Genomic DNA, 20,594 nt, shown 5'->3' with positions numbered 1-20,594 from the left:
CCGTTTCGACCGCGACCGGCCGCAAATCTGTAAGGCTTCGCCAGCGCAACATCGCTCAAAAGTTAGCTGAATTTAGCCAGCAGAGAACCGATGCAGAATTGCAGCAACATGCGTCCCATTTCGGCACGATGTCGAATTCGGGGCCCGCTAAACCTCTCATTTTCGGAGAAAGTTCGACGAAACGAGACGAATATATGGTTACCAAGCTTGCAAGGATACATAATCACTGTTTGTTTCGATCAGACAGATTTCCAGGCGAGCGACTCGAGTCGTTTCGTAACCGGAAACATTAAGGACGGGCCGCAAGACTGTTGGGAAAGTGGGGAAGACGTATCCGTCTCGACCGCAGTTTGCTGAGCTTCAGCGACATACGAAACAGCACTTGCGGCGTCATCCGAGCGAAGGTTGAGCAGCCCGTGGCGGGCTGAATAAAGGAACGGCAATATGACGGATTTCAACGGCAGCAAAAACGGCGATTTCGATCGTGGCGAGATGGCGCATGCTGGAGGGGTTGAAACTTCAGGTCTGTATCAAGAGAGCGAAGCAAGCCCCTCTTCTGCAAGGCAAGTCCTGATGCCTGATGCGGACGGAATTGTTGTCTTGCCTGAAGGCGTTTCTCTCAACGATATTACCGTTAACGGCCGCGATTTGGTCATTAACCTTGCTGATGGCACCCAGCTGGTCATTCCTGACGGTGCAATCATCGTTCCGCAACTCGTAGTTGAAGGCGTTGCCGTACCGCCTCTTACGCTTGCTGCGCTTCTCAACGATGCCGAATTGAACCCTGAAGCTGGTCCTGAAGATCAGACACCGAGCTCTGGCGGTAACTTTGCCGGTGATGAAGGCGCGATCCAGGATCCGTTCGATCTGGGTGATTTGCTCCCTTACACTGAACTGCCTGCCGCTCAGGAAGAAGAAGAAGAGACGATCCCGTTCGAAGATTTCGAGCCGGAGATTGTCATTGAAACGCCGGACAATCCGATCGGCGTTGTGAATGCTCAGGCGAGCGTCAACGAAGCCGGACTGCCAGAGCGCGAAGGCGAGCCGGAAGGTACGGACGAGCCAAGCGACAGCGAAGCAACGACCGGCACGATTGTCATCACGTCGCCTGACGGAATCGGCTCGATTTCGATAAATGGCGTCGAGATTACAGGTCCGGGCCAAGAAATCGTTACAGATCTTGGCGTTCTCACGGTTACCGGCATTGATCTCGAGACAGGCGAAGTCACCTACGAATATCGCCTGACCGATAACACGACGGGTGACGATACGACGGATGTCTTTGAAGTCACTGTTGAAGACCTCGATGGCGATACCGCGACTGCAACTCTGACGGTGGCGATCCTCGATGATGCGCCAATCGCGACCGACGACACAGGTACAGTACCTGCGGGCGAATTCGGCCCGATCGACGGCAATGTTGTCGACAATGACGTTCCGGGCGCTGACGATTTTCCCGAAGATGGCGCAGTTACCGGCTTCTCCAATGACGGCGGCACCGCTGCTCCCGGAGAAAGCCTCCAGGGCGAGTATGGCGTTCTCACGCTAAACCCAGACGGCAGCTACACTTATGTGCGCGATCCCGGCACGCCCGGCGGTGTGCAGGACGTCTTCACTTACGACATCGTCGATACAGACGGCAGCACGGCGACCGCTGCGCTGACCATCGACATCGGCGATGCGCCGACCACTATCACATTCGTACCGAGCACTGGCGCCGGCGCTGAAGTCAGCGAAGAAGGCCTGCCTGCGCGCGGTGACGAGCCTGAAGGCACGGACGAGCCAAGCGACAGCGAAACCACAGTCGGCACGATTACTTTTGAATCGCCCGATGGCCTCGGCAGTGTTTCAATTGGCGGTGTCGTTGTAGAAGAAGGCAGTCTGCCTCAGACAATCATCTCCGATGACACAGGCACGCTGATCGTTACCGGTTTCACCTTTGATCCTGTGGCGGGCGAAGGCACGCTGACTTACGAGTACACGCTGACGGACAACACCGATGGCGATGACACTTCGGTTGATTTCGAGCTGGTTGTCACGGACCTCGACGGCGACGAAGCAACCGACACGTTGACAATCACTATCATCGACGATGCGCCTGAAGCGCTCGATGACGCGGCGGGTCAGGTCGAAGAAAACGATCCTGTCACTGTCAACGTTCTTGAGAACGACATCGAAGGCGCGGACGGCGTTGAGCCATCAACGGTCGAGCTTGTTGAAGGCACGCTCACCGGCAGCGGCACCCTCGTCAACAATGGCGACGGGACGTTCACTTACACGCCTGCTGCAGGCGATCCTGCAGAAGTCACCTTCGATTATCAGATCACTGATGGCGATGGCGATACTTCTACCGCAACTGTCACGCTGACAATCCAGCCGGATTCTCCGATCAGCATCGAAGTCGAAGGCGACAATGACGTTGACGAAGCTGGCCTGCCAGCACGCGGTGACGAACCGGCCGGTTCGGATGAACCAAGCGACAGCGAAATCGCAACCGGCGTTATCGCTATCGAAACAGGCAATGACACGCTCGCATCTTTGGTGATCAACGGTGTTGATGTCACCAATGGCGGCACGGTCACGACGGACCGCGGCGTTTTGACCATTACGCTCGATAATGGCGAATACAGCTACAGCTACGAGCTGACCGACAACACTTCCGGCGACGATACCACCGACGAATTCACACTGGAAGTCGTCGATAGCGACGGCAGCACGGACAGCACGACGCTGACTATTTCGATCGTCGACGACACACCTGAAGCATTCGATGACAGCAACAGCATTGAAGCTGGCGAATTCGGTCCGGTTGAAGGCAGTGTCCTGACCAACGATACTGTTGGCGCTGATGATGCGGTTGTCACGAGCTATGTTGGTTCGGCTGGCTCAGGCGATGCCGGTGAGACAGTGCAGGGCACTTACGGTACTCTCACGATCAATGCCGACGGCACGTACAGCTACACCCGCGATCCGGGTACGCCAGGCGGCGTCGAAGACGTGTTCACGTACACCATCACCGATGGCGACGGCGACACGTCTACCGCTGAGCTGGTCATCGACATTGCCGATGCTCCGGTCACGCTTGACCTTCCGGCAGAAGGCGCAGGCGGCACGGTTGTTGACGAAGACGGTCTTGCTGGTCCGCCTGCCGGTTCAGCTGCTGACACAGACAGCGAATTCACCACCGGCACATTCACCTTTGCGGCTGGCGACGGCGTTGCGCGCGTCCTGATCGACGGCGTAGAAGTAACCGCGGTTGGCCAGACTTTCACAGGCGCGCATGGCACGCTGACCATCGATGCAATCGCAGACGGTTCGATCACTTACACGTACGAGCTGACCAGCCCGACGAGTGGTGACAACACGTCGGATGATTTCGTAATTCGCGTCGAAGACAATGACGACGATTTCGCAGAAAGCACTCTCGAGATCGCAATTGTCGACGATGCACCGACAGCCAATGCAGACGAAGACTCCGTTACGGAAGATGGCCCGCTGACTGCGACTGGTAACGTCGTTACCGGCATCGACATTGGCATCTTTGATACGAATACCACCGACGGTGTTGCCGACGTAACCGGGGCGGACGGCGCGAGCGTAACGGGTGTCGCTGCCGGCGATGTTGGCGCGGACGTAAACGGCAATGTCGGAAGCGCGGTCACCGGCGCATATGGCTCGATCACGATCCTTGCCAATGGCGACTATGTCTATACACTCGATAATGTCAATCCGTTGGTCCAGGGCCTCGACGGCACTGAGACGCTGAGCGAAGTCTTCACTTACACCATCACTGACGGTGACGGAGACCCGGCGACCACGACTGTGACGATCACAATCAATGGCGTTGACGATCCGGTGGTCATCAATGGCCTTGACGGTCAGGGTTCGGAAGAAACCGTCGACGAAGACGATCTGCCCGAAGGCTCGTCTCCAAACGAGCCCGCGCTTACGCCGGATGGCACCTTCTCTGTCGACAGTCCTGAAGGCCTCGACACGCTGACTGTTGGCGGTGTCGAAGTCTTTGGGGACGGCGTCACCTATCCAGTCGAGATCGAAGGTGAATACGGCACGATCCGCATCACCGGTGTCACGCCAACGGTTGACGACAATGGCGATGTCACTTCGGTCGAAGTGGCGTACGAATATGTCCTTGACGAGAACACTCTGGATCACTCGCCAACGACCGGCGAAGATCCGCTGACCGACAGCTTTGAAGTTGTAGCGACGGACACCGACGGTTCGACCAGCACAGCGTCGCTAGATGTGGACGTCATCGATGACGTTCCGGAAGCGACCGACAACACGAATACGGTAACCGAAGGTGGTGAAACCAGCGGTAACGTATTGACCGATGATGACGGGAATGGCGTCGATAACCCGGGTGCTGACGGCTATGCCGCTGGCGGCGCGGTTGTCGGCATTACAAGCGTCAATGAAGGCATTAGCGACGGTGAAGCGGATGGCGACGGCAACTTCGTCATCGAAGGCCAGTACGGCACGCTGACGCTTAATGCCGACGGCTCTTACACCTATGTCGCAAACCCGAATGTGGTTAATACAGATGAAACGGACACCTTCACCTACACAATCCGTGACGGAGACGGCGATGAAGCAACCGCTGAACTGGTAATCAACGTTGCGAACGTGGCTGGCGAAGTCAGCGACAATGACGTTACTGTTAATGAAGCAGGCCTGATGGATGGCACTGGCGAACTGGCTGATGGCGATGCCGGTAATGACAGCGACACCAGCGAAAGCGGCTCGGGACAGATCACCGTCACCGGCGCAACTGGACCGTTGGTCTACATTCTGGAAGATCCAGCTGACGGTGCGTTCGGTACGCTGACGCTCAATCCGGACGGCAGCTACACCTATGTCCTCGACACTCCATTCGATCACGATCCGGATGCGCCCGGCGCAGACACCAACACCGCCAATGGCGTTGAAAGCTTCAGCTACCGTGTTGAAGACACCAATGGCAACATCATCGGCAGCGGCGAGATTGTCGTCAGCGTGATCGACGACATCCCGCAGGTCGATCTTGGCCTTACGCAAGGCGCGCCGATGGCGCTTGAGACGCAGGACGCCGACACGATTGGCGCTGCGAGCGATACGGACAGCGCGGACTTCTCAGGAGCCTTCGCAGTTGTGGACTCGCTGTTCGGCGCAGATGGCGCTGGCACGCTTGAGACGACTTACGCTCTGGGCCTGACTGTTGCTGAAGGAACCGATAGCGGTCTCAACAGCAATGGCGCGGATATCTTCCTCTATGTGAGCGATGATGGCACGATCGTCGGTTCGACCTCGGCGACTGAGCCGGCGGCGGACGATGCAAGCGTGATCTTCACGCTGACTGTGGATGCGAACGGCACAATCACGCTTACGCAGAATGCTGAAGTCGACCACAGCGTGAGCGATGATGGCGCTCCGTTTGACGGTGACGCTGTGCTGCTGGGAAGTGGGCTGGTAGAGCTCGTGGCGACTGCGACGATCACCGATAGTGATGGCGACGTGGTTAGCGATAGCGAAGCGCTCGACCTTGGCGGTCTGGTTGGCTTTGCCGACGATGGCCCGGTCGCGGTTGCTGACGTCAATTCGGTTGGCGAAGATGATGCTTCGGTAAGCGGCAATGTCCTGACCGACGGCACAGCTGATGATTTCGGCGCCGATGGTCCTGCGACGACCACTCCAGCTGGTGGCGTCGTTGGCGTTGAATTGGGCGATGACACGTCTGCTCCCGCTACAGGCGCGCCTGGCACGCCGATTGCAGGCGCATGGGGCACTCTGACGCTCGCAGCGGACGGTAGCTACACTTATGTGGTCAACAGCGCTGCAGTGCAGGGCCTCGGAAATGGCGAGAGCGAAACCGACACCTTCATCTACACGATCGAAGATGGTGACGGCGACACCAGCACAGTCACGCTGACAATCACGATCAACGGCGCGAATGACGCTCCGACGGCCGTTGCAGGCGTTGCGGCTGTGTCTGACGAAGGTCTTGCAGACAGCAACCCGGACAATGCGGGCACACCGACCGATACCACCAACTCCGCGACGTTCCTGACAGGTGATCTCCAGATTGCTGATGCGGACACGAATGACACGCTCGACGTGACACTCGGCATCCCGACAGAGACGATCAGCATTGTTGATGGCAGCACGGCCGTTGCTCTCACATGGGCCGTGATCGACGGCGGCAACACGCTGGTCGGCTATGTCAGCGATGTGAATGATCCGTCTGTGATCGTCGCAGCATCTGACGACGGCACGTATACGGTCGAGCTTCTTGATCCGATTTTCCACGATGAAACCGGCGTCGAAGATGTCGAGAGCTTTGTCGTGCCGGTCACTGTGAGCGATGGCACGGCATCAACGCCGACCACTATCACTGTGTCGCTGGAAGATGACAGCCCTATCCTCACCGCGCCAATCGCAGATGCAGGGACGAGCAATGATCCCGACGCTCCGATTGTTGTCGGCGACTTGAACTTTGAAGCAGGCGCAGACGGACCGTCTGCTGATGTGACCATCACTGTCGACACGACCGGCCTCACAGTAGGCGGCGAAGCGCTGACCACAGTGCAGGATGGCAATGTCCTGACGGCATTCGTCGACGCAAACGGCAATGGCGAGTTCGATACCGGCGATACGGCTGCCTTCACAGTCACGGTTGATCCAACCGCTGGTACTTCAGGCGAGTATGAGTTCGACCTCATCACGCCGCTCGATGGTGATACGACACTGATCGACTTGCTGTCCGACGGTGCATTTGGCGTTGGCCCCAGCCAGTCAGTCCTCGTTTCGCAGGACACGACAGGTGACGAGCTGGTGTTCGTGACCGGCTGGGAGCCGAATGGCAATGGCGGTGAATTCACTGGAACGGAGCTTACGGACTGGCTGAATGGCGGCAATCCTGATCTCACTCAGGTCCCTGGCGTCAATGGTTCGACCGCAGGTTTTGGCGTCAACAACAACAACTTCGACACAGGCGAATTCCTGCGCTTCGATTTTGGCAGCCTCGATGATTATGACGGGGCAGGGGGCTACACACCTCCGGGCGGTACCAACCTGCTAAATGCTACTTCTGCGAGCTTCTCGGTCAGCAATTTTGGCAATGGCGATGTAACGCACTTCGTCGCGCACTTCTCGGATGGCTCGACGCAGGAATTCACGCTGACGGGTTCAGGTGGCGGCAATGGCTCTGCCACAGTCAACATCATTGCGCCTCCGGGTCTCAGCATTGCTTGGGTCGACGCCTATCAGGAAGACGGCTCGGTTAAGCTGAACCTCAGTGATCTGGGCGTGACGGACACCAATGTCGATATCGACATTCCGGTCACGATCGAGCTTACCGACGGCGATGGCGATCCGGTCAGCGATACATTCGTCATCAATATTGGCGATGATGCTCCGATTGCTCAGGACGACCTGTTTGATGCGCAAAACGTAGCACTCGATCTGAATGTTGCTTTCGTGCTCGACTTCTCGTCCAGCATCGACAACACCGAACTCAACACCCAGCTGACAGCTGTAGAAGCGGCGGCTGCCGAGCTGTTCGACAGCACCAACGGTGCGGTCACGATCACACTGGTTGGGTTCGACGCGAACGCGCTGACTTTCGGCACTTTCGACAGTCTGGCAGACGTTGTTGCATTGCTCGACTCCATCAATCCGGAAGCTGGCGGCACGCGTCCACTGACGCGCGGCACCAACTATTCCGCAGCCCTGACCGAGTTGACAGAAAGTTGGGATCCGACCGCTGGCGATGTGAATCAGATGTTCTTCATCAGTGACGGTCGTCCATCGCGCGGCCGCGGACCCAATGGTGAAGCGCTGAATGATGATGCTGAAGCGTTGTGGACGCAGTTCGTTGCGGATAACGACTTTGAGATCACGGCTATCGGCATCGGTGACGGCATTCGCGAAAGCGGTTTGCGTGCGGTCGATATTGACGGGGAAGGCGACCCGATCCTTATCGAGGATTTTGACGATCTTCTCGACAGTCTTGTCACAGTGGTCATCCAGCCGGTTTCCGGCAATGTCCTGGACAATGATACACCGTCATCCAACGGTATCGAGATCGTCTCGATCAGCGTTGATGGCGGCATTTACAGCTTTGACGGGACCGATATCACTGCCCCGGGCGGTGGAACGATCGCTGGTGACACGTTCACGGTCACAACAGCCATGGGCGGCGAGTTTACCTTCAACTTCGCAACCGGTGACTGGAGTTATGTCCCGTCACAGACGTCACCGACCGGTATGGAGAACTTCCAGTATACGGTCGCAGACGCCGATGGAGACACCGACACGGCCATTTTGCGTATCGACCTGACTTCAGTTGAAGACAATGCGGGGGTTCCAAAGGCTGACGTTCAAGAGCCGGTTCAGGCCTTCTTGAAGTTGGTCGATGGGGAACTCGCAGGTGACGAGGGTGCAGCCCAATTCGGCACTGGCGCAGGCCTTGCCAATGACAATCAGGCGTCCGATCAACGCGGTATTGCGTCTGGTCAGATCGCTGCTGCTGGTCTTGGCTTTGCTATGGTTAATTTCGCTGAAATGGGCTCTGAGTTTGGCAACACTTCGTTCACACTTGCGGACGGATTGGCCTCCAATTCCACTGGCGACGTTGCTACTCCACTCGCAGAGCCTCCACTTGGCTCCATTGTGGAACTGAACGCAGACGTTCTCGGCGCTGAAAGCGGCTTCGGATCGGTTGAGCTCGGCTCCGACAGCCTGGCCGAAGCTATCGAAGCACCAGCAACCAGCTTTGCAGATTTCGCGGCTGAGCTTGGCAATACCTCAAGCTTCGAGCTCGGCCTGGATCTGAATGCTCCGGCAATCGCGACCACTGTGTCTCCGATTGGAGATGCCTTGGCGGTAGACGGCAGCGCAGGGCTGATGGAAGCCCTGCTCGATCTCTCGGAAGGTTCGGAAGCGACGCCGGATCTTGCGGATGCGACCGGCCTTGCAACGGGCGAGACTGTCGATGTTGTCGCAATTCTCGACGACATTATGGCGGAAAGCGCGGTCGATGCTTTGCTCGATACGCTGGCAGACAATGGCGACTACGGCTCGCCGATTGATGTCGCTTCGTCCATTCTTGGTGAGGCTTCACTCACACAAACTGTTGACGGCAGTGCATTTGCGTTCGATGCAACGCAACTGGCTGACTTGTCCGCAGAGGCAGCGGCCGTAGCCGCTTCGGTAGGCTAATATGACTATGACCAGGGGATTGAATATGCGGTGGATGAAAGTGGGAGTGGCCTTCGGGTCGCTGGCTCTGGCCATGGGTGGTCACCAAGTGGCATTTGCTCAGACCAAAGCGGCTGATTTCGATCAGCTGATGGGGATGAGCGAGGACAGCCTGGAAGGCGAGATTGGCTCGCGCCATAATGATGGCCTTGCTGCGTCGAACAACCCGGAACTGATCGGCGGCGATGATCCACGTTATCTTTGGGCGCTTGAGACCAAGACCCAGTGTGGCATCGCTTTGGGCTATCTCAAGTCCTCGACGAAAGATCCTGTTTCGATTGGCAAATGTGCGCGTGCCCATGAGCTAATGCAGATGCTGCCTCCGCCACCAGTGGTGGTGCAAACGCCTCCTGCGCGCGAAGAGGTGCCGTCACAATGTCAGAATGACGTTGTTGGTCTCGTCTTCTTCGAATTCGACTCCAGTGAAGTTCCGGCTGAGGCGGATCAGACAATCGCTTTTGCGCGAGACAACCTCGCCGTGTGCGGTTGGAGCGGTTTCAGGGTGACGGGTCATGCTGACCGGTCAGGTTCAGACGCTTACAATATCGGATTGTCGGAAGAGCGTGCTGCAGCTGTCGCGAACGCAATGAGCAGTGCAGGCATTGATGCCGGTCTGATTACCAGCAGCGCGGAAGGCGAGAGCAGCCCACGCGTTGCAACCGACGACGGTGTGCGCGAGCCGCAGAACCGCCGTGTTGAGATTTCAGTGCGCTGAGAGAGGGCAGGATGATGAAGAACACACTTATTGGCCTTACCGCAGTGGCTCTGATGGCTGCTGCTTCGCCCGCCGCGATGGCACAAACCGCTGACGGTTCTGTCTCGATGCAGGAAGCGATTGAAATCGCGATGATGTCCAACCCGGAGATCCTGCAAGCTCAGTTCAATACTGAGGCAATCCAATTCGAGCGTGAGCAAGCGCAATCGCTGTATTTGCCGCGGGTCGATGTCGAGGCGTCTGCCGGTATCCGACGCTTGGAAAACCGCACGCGCCGCAATCTCGGTATCTCAAACGACGAGCTTTATCCGCTCGAAGCGCAGGGTACGATTGATTGGACGATCTTTGACTTCGGTCGTCGCCGTGGCGAGCTACTGCGTCAGGCAGCGCGCGTCGACGGTGCATCGCTTCGCGTGGTCGAGCGTTCGGAATTCGTCGCTCTGCAAGTTGCGCGTCAATATCTCGACGTGCTGCTTCAGCAGCGGATTTCTGCTGCGGCTGCGGACAACCAGGCATTCCACCAGGCTCTCGTGAATGATCTGGCTGAAGGCGTGCGTCAGGAATCGATTTCGGTTGCGGACCTGCAGCAGGCTGAAGAGCGCCTGCAGTCAGCGATCGTTCGCGCTGAAGAATCAAAGGAAGCGATGGAAGTCGCGAACAACGCATTGCGTCGTTTGACTGGCCTCACCATCACTGCACCGACGCTACCACCTGATCTTGCAACCTCGCTGCCGGCGACTGAAGGCGCAGCCATCGGCATGGCGCGCACGCAGAACCCGCTGGTTCGTGAAGCACAGGCTGATGTTGATGCAGCACACGGCCTCGTGATGTCAGCCAAGGGCGACTATTATCCGACTATCGGTGCTGATGTTCGCGGCCGGATCGGCGAGGACATTGACGGCTTCAATGGCTCTACCAACGATGTTCAGGCGCGGGTCTATCTGCGCTGGAATGTCTTCAATGGCGGCCAGACACGCGGCAAGTATCAGGAGATGGTGCACCGCGCTTCGCAGGCTCGCTACCGTCTGCATGAGATGGTGCGCCAGGCTGAAGAAGATGCGGCCAATGCCTGGACTGCTCTGCAGACCCAGCGCCGCGTTGGCGATGCGCTCGCGCGTCAGTCACAGGTCAGCGATGACTTGCTGCTGAGCTACCGCGCGCAGTTCAATGTCGGACGGCGTTCGCTGCTCGATGTGCTGGATGCGCAGAACACGCGCTTCAACACGCAGGTCCGGCTTGAAACTTCACGTTTTTCTCAACTTTTTGCGCAATACCAGATCCTGGCTGCGACCAATACGTTCCTGAGCTCGCTCAATGTGGCTCCGGGCACGGGCGCAGGAATGAACGAACGTGACCGCTTCGATTACGGCCCGCCGAAAGAGGCGGAGACCGACTATCGTCGCTACGATAGGTAAGGCCTTGTATTTGCGGGGCTAAGAAGGTGAGGGATTATCGTGCTGCAGAGACGGGATGCACAGGCGCTGCACGACAATGATCCGCTGATACTGGGGATCGGGGAGCTGGCGCGCCGTTATGGCTTCGCGTTTTCCCCGACGCTGTTTGATTCGCTGGCCCGCGATGTCGAGGGGCGTTTGCCGTTCCACCAGGCGGGCGCAGCGATCGAACTGACCGGCCTCGATTTCGAAGAACTGACCCGCAAGAAGCTCCCGCTGTCCGATGCGGACTATCCCGCACTGATAACCCGCGAAGGCGGCAGCGTTGCTGTCATCCACGAGGTCAAGGACGAGCAATTGCTGGTCTGGACCTCTGAAGAGGGCGAAGCGGACGGCTCCGGCGCCAAATGGCTCGACCGGGACGCTGTGCAAGCCGACTATGCCGGCACGTTCTACACAGTCTTCGGTGATCCCGACGCTCTGCGTGAGCAGGAATCGCCATGGCATACAAAAGGCCGCCATCACTGGTTCTGGGGCGAGTTAAGGAAAGAGCGCAAGGCGTTCCGCCCTGTGCTTGTCGCCTCGCTGATCATCAATGTGCTGGCATTGTCGCTGCCGCTCTTCTCCATGAACGTCTATGACCGCGTGATCCCCAACCGCGCTGTCTCGACCTTGTGGGTGCTTGGCATTGGCGTGCTGCTCGCATTCGCAATGGAATTTGCGCTCAGGACCGCGCGCACCAATGTGATCGACCAGATCGGCAAGCGGCTCGATATCAAATTGAGCCAGAAGATCTTTGGCCGGGTCATGGGCATCCCGCTTTCTGCTAAGCAAGGCAGTACAGGCGGGCTCGCCGCGCGCGTCTCTGAATATCAGGTTGTCAGAGATTTCTTCGCCTCGACCACCATCGTGCTGATGGTGGATTTGGCATTCCTCGTTCTGTTCGTCGCTGTGATCGCTTACATCGCAGGCTGGCTCGCGCTGGTTCCGATCGTTGCCATCTGCCTGATGGCCTTCGCCGGATGGCGGCTGCAGCAAAAGGTCACGGACGCCGCACGCGATGCGCAGGCTGACCATGGCTTGCAGCAAACCCTGCTGGTGGAATCGGTTGCGGGCATGGAGACACTTAAGTCCATGACCGGCGAGCGTGCGATGATGGGCCGCTGGTACAATCTTGCCGAGATCGGCAGCCACTCCCAGATCCGCTTGAAGAACATCCAGTCAGTCGCAGTGGGCCTCGCGCAGAGCTTCCAGCAATTCTGCACCATCGCGCTGATTATCGGCGGCTATTACCTGTTTGATGCAGGCGTCATCACTATGGGCGCAATCATCGCGATTGTGATGCTCGCATCGCGTTCGCTCGCCCCGGCAGGACAAATCGCATTCCTGCTGACCCGTGGCCGGCAGGCGAAAGAGACGCTGGAATCCATCGAGACCCTGTTCGACGTGCCGGACGAGCGCCGTCAGGGCGCTTCTTCACTCCCAGCAACCGTGCGCAACGCATCGCTCAAACTGGAAGATCTGAGCTTTTCCTACCCTGAAGCTCCGACCGCTGCATTAGATCGGATCAACCTTTCAATAGCTCCCGGCGAAAAGGTTGCGCTCATCGGGCGTGTCGCATCGGGAAAGTCGACGCTCGGAAGGTTAATTTGCGGACTTTATCAGCCCACAGACGGCGCTTTTCTGGTTAATGGCATCGACTCTCGCCAGTTCCGCCCACAGGATTTGCGTCGAGCATTCCGTTTTGTAGGGCAGGACGCGACCTTGTTTACAGGATCGATCAAAGACAATCTGGCGCTGGGTGAGCCCGGCGTTTCAGACGAGCGCTTGTTCGCGGCGCTGCGTATGAGCGGTGCGGATGAATTCCTCGCACGCGATGATAGCGGTTTCGACCGTGCAGTGGGTGAAGCGGGCCGCCGTCTTTCCGGCGGTCAGCGCAGCTTCCTAGCATTGGCGCGTGCTTTCGTCAGCCCAAGCGAGCTGCTGTTCCTCGATGAACCAACCGGCGCCATGGATGCGCAGACAGAGAAGCAGTTCGTTGCACGGGTGAAGGAATCGCTGGAGCCTGGGCAGACGCTGCTGGTGTCCACGCATCGTCCCGCGCTGTTCGACCTCGTCGACCGCATCGTTGTACTCGACAAAGGCAAAGTCGTTGCAGACGGCAGCAAGGCCGAGATCCTCTCTCGTGCCGGCGGCGCAGGAGGCATGACCTCATGAGCGGCACCGTGATCAAGGACCATGTTCGCGAAGAACGCACGGAGGCGCCCGGGCAAGCCTCAGGTGCCTGGCGCTATGTCGCGGGCAGCGCAGCCGGCGCAGCGGTTCTGATCGGTCTCGCATTCGTGATCGGCAAGCCCGATCCGACACGCGCAGAGACCGGTATTTCCACGCAGGCCCGCGAAGTCGCGAAGCTCAAATCGCTTGATAGCGGTACGCAGGCAGAAAACATCGTCGAAGGTGAGAGCGCGCAGGAACGCAATGCGCTGATTCCGGTATCCGGCACGCCACTTCAGCAAATGGGTGCGTTCAGCGTGATTGGTAAGGGAACCGGCGCGCATGACACCGCGCTCAAATGTCTGACGCAGGCGATCTACTACGAAGCGGCGAACGAACCACTTCAAGGCAAGCGCGCGGTTGCACAAGTTGTGCTGAACCGGTTGCGCCATCCCGCCTATCCGGGCTCGGTGTGCGGCGTCGTCTATGAAGGGGTCAATAAGCCTGTTTGCCAATTCAGCTTTACCTGTGACGGCTCGCTCGCGCGTACCCCTTTGGTTAATCAATGGGGTGAATCCCGAAAGGTTGCGGAAGCGGCATTGGCAGGCTTTGTCGAGCCTTCGGTAGGGTCGGCCACGCACTATCACGCGGATTATGTCCTGCCGCGCTGGGCATTTACGCTGGACAAGATTGAGAAGGTCGGCGTCCATATTTTCTACCGCTTCCCGGGCTCTGCGGGGCAGCCGCGCGCCTTCACGCGGCACTGGGCAGGGCGCGAGGCGATCCCGACGATTGACCGCGCGCGCTGGCTCAATGCGTCGGTTGAAGTCGAGCCGGAGTACACACCAGGTCTTACGGTTGCTCCTGATGTGAAGGATCGTCACGCACCAAGCGATGTGGGCGGGCGGATCGACACAACCAAGCAGTGGCGGCCTTCCATTCCCGACCCTGTGAATGCCGGTGGCACCTATCAGGCATCGCTTGCCGTGCAGAGCAATGTGGCTGCTGAGGAGGCCGCTCGATGAGCCGTATCCGTCAGTGGTTTGAGACATTCTCGGACTGGGATGCAAACCGGAAACTGATCGCGATCTGCGGTGCGACGTTGTTCGTGCTGATCGCATGGGCGAGTGTTGCCCAAACGGAAGAAGTCACGCGCGGGATAGGCAAGGTTATCCCGTCGTCCAAGGAACAGCTGGTGCAATCGGCTGAGCCTGCGGTGATCGAGGAAATCCTCGTGCGGGCAGGGCAGAGCGTGAAGCAGGGACAATTGCTTGTCCGGCTGGATGACGAGATTGCCGATTCTGAACTCGCCAGATTGCAGACAGAAAATGAGCGCCTTTCCGCGCGCGCCAACCGTTTGGAAGGCGAAGCATCGGGCAGCGAGCTTGGATGCGTAGAGGGTACTTTGTGTGCCGATGAACGTCGCTTGCAGGAAGTGCGCTTGGCAACGGCGCGCAGTCAGCAGGCCTCGCTCGCATCGGCTGTCGAGCAGCGCCGCCGCGATCTGGCGGAAGCGCAGTCCACTGTGAGCACGCTACAGAACAGCGTTCGCTTGGCGCAGGATCAAGTCAATATGCTTGAACCGCTGGCGCGTCAGGGCATCGTTCCGCGCACGGAATTGCTGACGGCGCAGCGCGATCTGGTGGATACGCAAGGCCGCCTATCTGCCGCTCGGCAAAGTGTCGGGCGCTCGCAAGCCGCTGTGCGTCAGGCGCAAGCGGATTTGAATGCAGCTCGCAGCGAATTCCAGCAGCAAGCGCTCAACGAACGCTCTGAAATCAATCAGCAGATCGCTGTGAATGAAGAGACCATTCGCGGGGCAGAGGCTCGACGGAACCGTAACGAATTGCGCGCGCCTGCTGACGGCATCGTCAACAATATCCAGGTCACCACCGTGGGCGGCTTTGTCAATGCGGGCGAGCAAATCATGGCGGTTGTGCCCGTCGGCGACAAATTGCTCGTCGAAGCGCGCGTGGCGCCGAAAGACATCGCTTTCATCAAAGTCGGCGATGAGGCCAATGTCAAAGTCACCGCATACGATTTTGCGACCTATGGCGGGCTGTCCGGCCGGGTGCAGAATGTCAGTGCGGACAGCATCTATGACGAGGCCGAGCGCGAGACGTACTATACCGTCCTGATCGAAACTGACCGCGCGTTCCTCACACGGGGAGGGCAGGACTTGCCGATCGTGCCGGGTATGATTTGCGATGTGGAGATCATCACCGGCTCGAAGACAGTGTTGAGCTACTTGTTGAAGCCTGTAACCCGCGCGCTCAATGAAGCGATGACGGAGAGGTAATTACCTCAACGCGAGATTGGGCCGAGGCGCGTACGCCTTGCCGTGCAGATAGCTCTGATCGGCGGCAAAGCTCATGATCGCGCGGTAGCCATAATCGTAGCTTGCGCTTTCCACCCGGTCGCTCTGCATATCGAGCATCACCCATTCGTCCTGGCCGTATGCACCATCAACGCGCACCAGCAGCACCGCATGGTCAACCTGGCGCATTGTGTCGCGTGCCAGGGTCAACATCATGTCTTGTTTGCGCACGCCAGAAGCGGCGAGCAGCTGCATCTTGAGGATCGCATAGTCCTCGCAGTCACCATAGCCTTTGCGCAAAGTGGTGCGGGCATCCGCCCATTTGTCGCGGCGGCCATCGCTGCGATAGGCGATGTTGTCATTCACCCAGCCATTGACGCGCGAAAGCAATGCGCGCCGATCAGTGGGCAGCGAGCCCAGCGCTTTTACGGCATCACGCTCCGACACAGTCTTGCGCAGCGCGCGGTTCCAGTCGCGGTCGAAGCGGGTTTTGCCGATAGCAACACGCTCTGTGCCGAGAAATTGTCCGGCTGGCTTGGCTATCGCAAAGCTTTCTGCAGCACACGCAGCCGTCGGAGCAAGCGCAGGCTCAGGCGCGGCCGAGGCGCCTTCCTGCTGCAAACGCATGCGTTCAAGCGCGCTCATCTCTACGCCGAGGATCGCGCTCGCCTTTGAAACCGGCGCGGCTTGCGGCGCACCGCAGTCGAGGCCCGACATGCCCGCTGCCACCAGCGGCATGGCGATAGGGCCGGACAGGTTCAGCGCAGGCGCAGCGGCAGCAGCAGGCGCAGCCGCAAGGCTGAGACCGGCGGCAGCTGTTGCCAGAAGGGAGCGCGCTTTGAACATCGCTCCGATTTGGAGGAGAACCTGTCACCACGCGGTTCGCACATAAGGTTACCGGCAAGGTAATGCCGGTTAGCGGCACCGCCTTGCCGGATAGGGGACAGCGAGCTTGGAGGCAGCTCGCAATGGTTAATGCCCGCAAGGTGTGAGCGAAACATTGCGGTTAAGTTAGGTATTCTCACGTATGTTTTTCGAGAGCGCATCCGCGCTCTCATCCTCGGTGCTATTCCCTCCGCTGCGCTGCGGGGCACCTGCGGACGCCCAGTCGGGCTTGCGGCTCACTCGTCGTTCGCCGTTTGGTTCCTGGTCACGGCAGTCAGCGCACGACCGCGCGCCGCCCGGTAGGGCGGAAGCCTAAGTGAGCGGATGCGAACGCCGGCGCTTGAGGCTAATCAAAAACTAATCACCCTCTCTCCCCGCCAGCATTTCCGCATTCTCGATCAGCGTCCGGTGCGGATCCATCCCCTCGGCAGGAGCGCGCCCGGCCAGCTTGTTTGCCACCATATGGTCGAGCACCGCGGTAAGGCTCTTTAAATTATGCCGCGTCCGCTCGCTGATATAGGCGTGCGCCACCTCCATCGCCTGCTCCTCCAGCTCGGCATAGATCTTGTCCGTCGGCTTCTCCCGCTCAGGGCCATAGCGTTCCGCCATGCGGGTCTTGAGAAAGAACATCACCAGCCCCTCATTATGGCGCCGCTCGTACCCGATGATCTTGCCGGCCGAGACAATCGCACGCTCCTCGCCCTGGATCGCACGGGCGAGCGCGGAGTCCTCCAGCCGTGTAATGCCATAGTCGACCGCTTTGTCCCACGCATGGGCAAAGCCCTCTGCACCGGGCCGCTGACGCAGCTTGTACAGCGCCTCCATAGAGCGGCCGATGTGGCGCGCGGCAGAGTTGACGATGCCGGTCGCGGCGAGATGGGCAATGAACTCGCGCTGCAAGTCAGGCGTGATGGAGTTACGCCGTGGCTGCTTGTGGATGTAGGGCGGGAAAGCGAGCAGCGGATCGTTTGGGGCAGGGGGCTCGTGTTCATAGGCCACGGCGGAGGTGGCCTGGCGAGGCGTAGCGCGTTTGTTGATGGGGGGATTGGTCATTGAGGTTTGCTCCTGGGGGAGGGGAGAGTTTTTGTTTCATGCACCCACATCCGTGGGTGCGATTTCCTCGCTTCCGGGCAGGCAAGCTGCCCTCGCTGCGGGCGGGCGGTCGCCCTTGTGGCTCACTGGTCGTTCGCCGTGCTCCGCGACCAAGCCAGTGAGTGAGTGCCAAGCGTCACAGCACGAGGCCGATGGCTTGGAATGGTCGCGAGCCGAAGGCGAGCCAGCGGACGACCGTCCGCCGGGCGGTAGCCCGAAAGCCGAGCGAACGGACGTGAGCGCTGGCGCTTGAAGCCAAACAAATGACTCCGGCGTCTGAGGGACTAAAACAAATTAATCCCGAGTAGGAAAATGAAACTCGATTACGACGCGGTTTAGGCAAAGGTCATCGATCAAGTGCCTCAAGCTGTCCTACAGCATACAACCTAACGACTGACAAAGCTTCTTCACACGCTGCTTTCAAATCGTCAGGAGAAACAACCTCTTCCGCATAGGAACCGTGTGACAAAGAATTGACCAAAACGCTGCGAATCTCGATGCTATCTTCACCAGCAAGATGCTTCACAAAATCGGTCAATGATGCCGCCTTGTCAGGCCGACAGAACCGTCCAATAGCTTCTAAAACGCTTCGAACACAGTTCGCGGTTGAATGGTCTGGAGGCGCACCCTCAGCTACATTTTTGACGTGTCTCAATTGTTCTTCAAAAGGTGCAACGTATCGATCCAGCCTAGCGAGTGTGTGCATTTCGCCACCAGAAGAAAGGCTGAACGCTCCGTCGGGTTTTACGGCACGGTTCGTGTAAGCCACATTGAAAAAGTAACTGCTGTGGGTGAAGATCAAGATGCGTGGTCGAGGACTTTTGCTTCCATCTATCGTAGACGGATTGATCGAAATTGCGCCTGCATCAGATATGTTCAAGTTCTTCAGCGATTGAACGATGGAAAAGATGTAATCGTAAGACATCGAGGTGACGGGATCGTCAAAAACTACGAAGATCTTTGCATAGTCGGCGTTTGAAGCTACCTTTTTGTGGATCGATGCTATGAAATAGCAAAAAGCGATTGCAGTTTTTTCCCCGTCACTCAGTGTTCTGTCGGCTCCCCTAGTCATCCTCTTGTCACCCATTGTGATCACGAACTTCTCGCGATCAAACGCATACTTTCCTGCGAAGAAGAACCGGAGTAGCATTTCAAACGTCTCAGCAACCCTTGTACGAGCGTTGGTAGAAGGCGCATTTCTTTGAAGCGCTTCGAGTCTCACCACATTCGCTTTGATGGCATTGTCCGCTTGCCGCAAAGCCTCAATCTGAATCCAAGAATCTACTAAAAATTCGGTTCTGAATGACCGGCACAGCTTACGGTGCAATTCCCGCCTTTCTGTGTCAGAGCTGCGTATTGCGGAGTTCAGCAACCGAACCTTCGTATTGTTCTGGCTGAGAGTGCCGCTCAAATTCGAGAGGCTCTGTTCCATGCCGGATAAATCGATTTTGATCGCTTTACTCACATCCGAAATTTTCGCCGCTAGCGTATCCGCGATAGACTGTAAGCTTGCACGCGACGTTTGGATCAAGGCGGCAACCTGCAAGAGCTCTTCTGATTTCTTCGATGGAAGCTGAGACTTTAGCGTGTCAAATCTTGCTATCTGAGTCTCGGCTGAGGTCAGCAGACGCCCAAGCGATTGCTCGGTTCGCTCGATTTCTGATTTAGCAGCCCTTAATGTCTGCTTGTGACGTTCCTCTCTGTCAGCAAAATAGGAGACGAAACCATCGATTATCCTTTTGGTATCTTCGGACCGAAATTCCTGTTCACAGAATGGGCAAGTCTCTTTCTCGTCACTATCATTTAGGATCGACACACCCTTCCGAAAGAATTCCGGTTCGCTATCTATTCTTTTCTTAACTTCATCAGCAATGCGTGAAGGGCTGGTCACTTCAGCGAGCAGTTCTTTTATCTTCTCGATATCAAGCTTAGCGTGACCGTCCCAGCTTAGCTCATCAGGGTAAGCCGGTTCAGCTGGAATTCCTCGCAACGCATCTAAATCAGAAAGTATTTCACTGTAAGACTGCTTTGGTGGATCGGGTTTAGATTTGAGATTGAGCTTCGAGAAACTGAGATCCTGATACTCTCTTAGATTCTTGCTTACCCTACCTTTCTCAATGAGTTTTTGCTGCTTGGATCGCGTTAATGATCTCTCAAGTTCGTTTTGGAGTTTGCCTTTTTCGTCTAGTGAGTCAGCCAGTGCTTTCTCGGCCTCGGTTATCTCAATGTTTTCGCTATCGACCGCAATTTCGGTTTGAATGTCGCCATCGGGATTAAACCTTTTCTCGCGTAACTCCTCACTGACAAAATCTTCTGAGAAAACGTGAAAAATCTGACCGCCAGTTTCTGCAGCAGCAACCGATTTTGTCGTGTCCAATTTGAGAGAGGCTGCGAAATCGTCTCCCTGTGTTATACTCATTGAACCCCGACCATCGGTGCTCTCTTCCGAAACAATGAGCGAGGGGTAGGACTTTAAATCGTGCCCCTGACCGTGTCTGTCTAAGCAGCGAATTGCCCGAGTGAGAAACGACTTTCCTGCACCGTTTCTTGCAAACACAAGATTCTGACGATGACTAGTTAGCTCGCCATTGAGTTCCATAATCGGACCAAGATATCGTGCCTTAATATTCAGCTTTGGTTTGTCTATTGCCATTGATACTTTTTTCTTGCTGTACCGATCAAAGTCATCTTTTCGCTGAGATTTGGTTTTGCGTCTAGCCAA

At 57.5% G+C, this 20,594-nt stretch carries 9 protein-coding genes; 6 read left to right on the top strand and 3 right to left on the bottom strand.

Annotated elements, in window-relative coordinates; translation table 11 throughout:
- Positions 1 to 444 precede the first annotated feature (444 nt).
- From HUO12_RS04595 to HUO12_RS04570, 6 genes are read left to right on the top strand one after another with little or no spacing between them, the layout of a single operon-like run.
- Positions 445 to 9,216, top strand: coding sequence for an Ig-like domain-containing protein (locus tag HUO12_RS04595; RefSeq protein ID WP_176272479.1), 8,772 nt, complete (start codon positions 445 to 447; stop codon positions 9,214 to 9,216).
- Positions 9,217 to 9,241: 25 nt separating this feature from the next.
- Positions 9,242 to 9,970, top strand: a complete 729-nt coding sequence (locus HUO12_RS04590; protein ID WP_217905171.1) for an OmpA family protein — start codon at positions 9,242 to 9,244, stop codon at positions 9,968 to 9,970.
- Between the two features lie 11 nt (positions 9,971 to 9,981).
- Positions 9,982 to 11,385: a TolC family protein gene (locus tag HUO12_RS04585; protein ID WP_176272477.1), complete on the top strand. Its 1,404-nt coding sequence runs from the start codon at positions 9,982 to 9,984 to the stop codon at positions 11,383 to 11,385.
- Between the two features lie 39 nt (positions 11,386 to 11,424).
- On the top strand, positions 11,425 to 13,581 hold the full coding sequence (locus HUO12_RS04580; RefSeq protein ID WP_332310368.1) for a type I secretion system permease/ATPase: 2,157 nt from the start codon (positions 11,425 to 11,427) through the stop codon (positions 13,579 to 13,581).
- Complete coding sequence (locus tag HUO12_RS04575) at positions 13,578 to 14,603, top strand: cell wall hydrolase (RefSeq protein WP_217905170.1); 1,026 nt, start codon at positions 13,578 to 13,580, stop codon at positions 14,601 to 14,603. The genes HUO12_RS04580 and HUO12_RS04575 overlap by 4 nt, the downstream gene beginning before the upstream one ends.
- Positions 14,600 to 15,877: an HlyD family type I secretion periplasmic adaptor subunit gene (locus tag HUO12_RS04570; protein ID WP_176272476.1), complete on the top strand. Its 1,278-nt coding sequence runs from the start codon at positions 14,600 to 14,602 to the stop codon at positions 15,875 to 15,877. The genes HUO12_RS04575 and HUO12_RS04570 overlap by 4 nt, the downstream gene beginning before the upstream one ends.
- Here HUO12_RS04570 and HUO12_RS04565 read toward each other — a convergent pair whose 3' ends face one another.
- From HUO12_RS04565 to HUO12_RS04555, 3 genes are all read right to left on the bottom strand, one after another.
- Positions 15,878 to 16,741, bottom strand: a complete 864-nt coding sequence (locus HUO12_RS04565; protein WP_176272475.1) for a transglutaminase-like cysteine peptidase — start codon at positions 16,739 to 16,741, stop codon at positions 15,878 to 15,880.
- Between the two features lie 396 nt (positions 16,742 to 17,137).
- Positions 17,138 to 17,833, bottom strand: a complete 696-nt coding sequence (locus tag HUO12_RS04560) for a hypothetical protein (protein WP_176272474.1) — start codon at positions 17,831 to 17,833, stop codon at positions 17,138 to 17,140.
- A gap of 385 nt (positions 17,834 to 18,218) precedes the next feature.
- A complete protein-coding gene (locus tag HUO12_RS04555; protein WP_176272473.1) occupies positions 18,219 to 20,525 on the bottom strand; it encodes an AAA family ATPase in 2,307 nt (768 codons plus the stop codon).
- Positions 20,526 to 20,594 lie beyond the last annotated feature (69 nt).

Origin of the sequence: Altererythrobacter lutimaris (assembly GCF_013371495.1) — a bacterium.
Classification (GTDB): domain Bacteria; phylum Pseudomonadota; class Alphaproteobacteria; order Sphingomonadales; family Sphingomonadaceae; genus Erythrobacter; species Erythrobacter lutimaris_A.
This window is presented reverse-complemented; position numbering and strand designations above follow the sequence as displayed.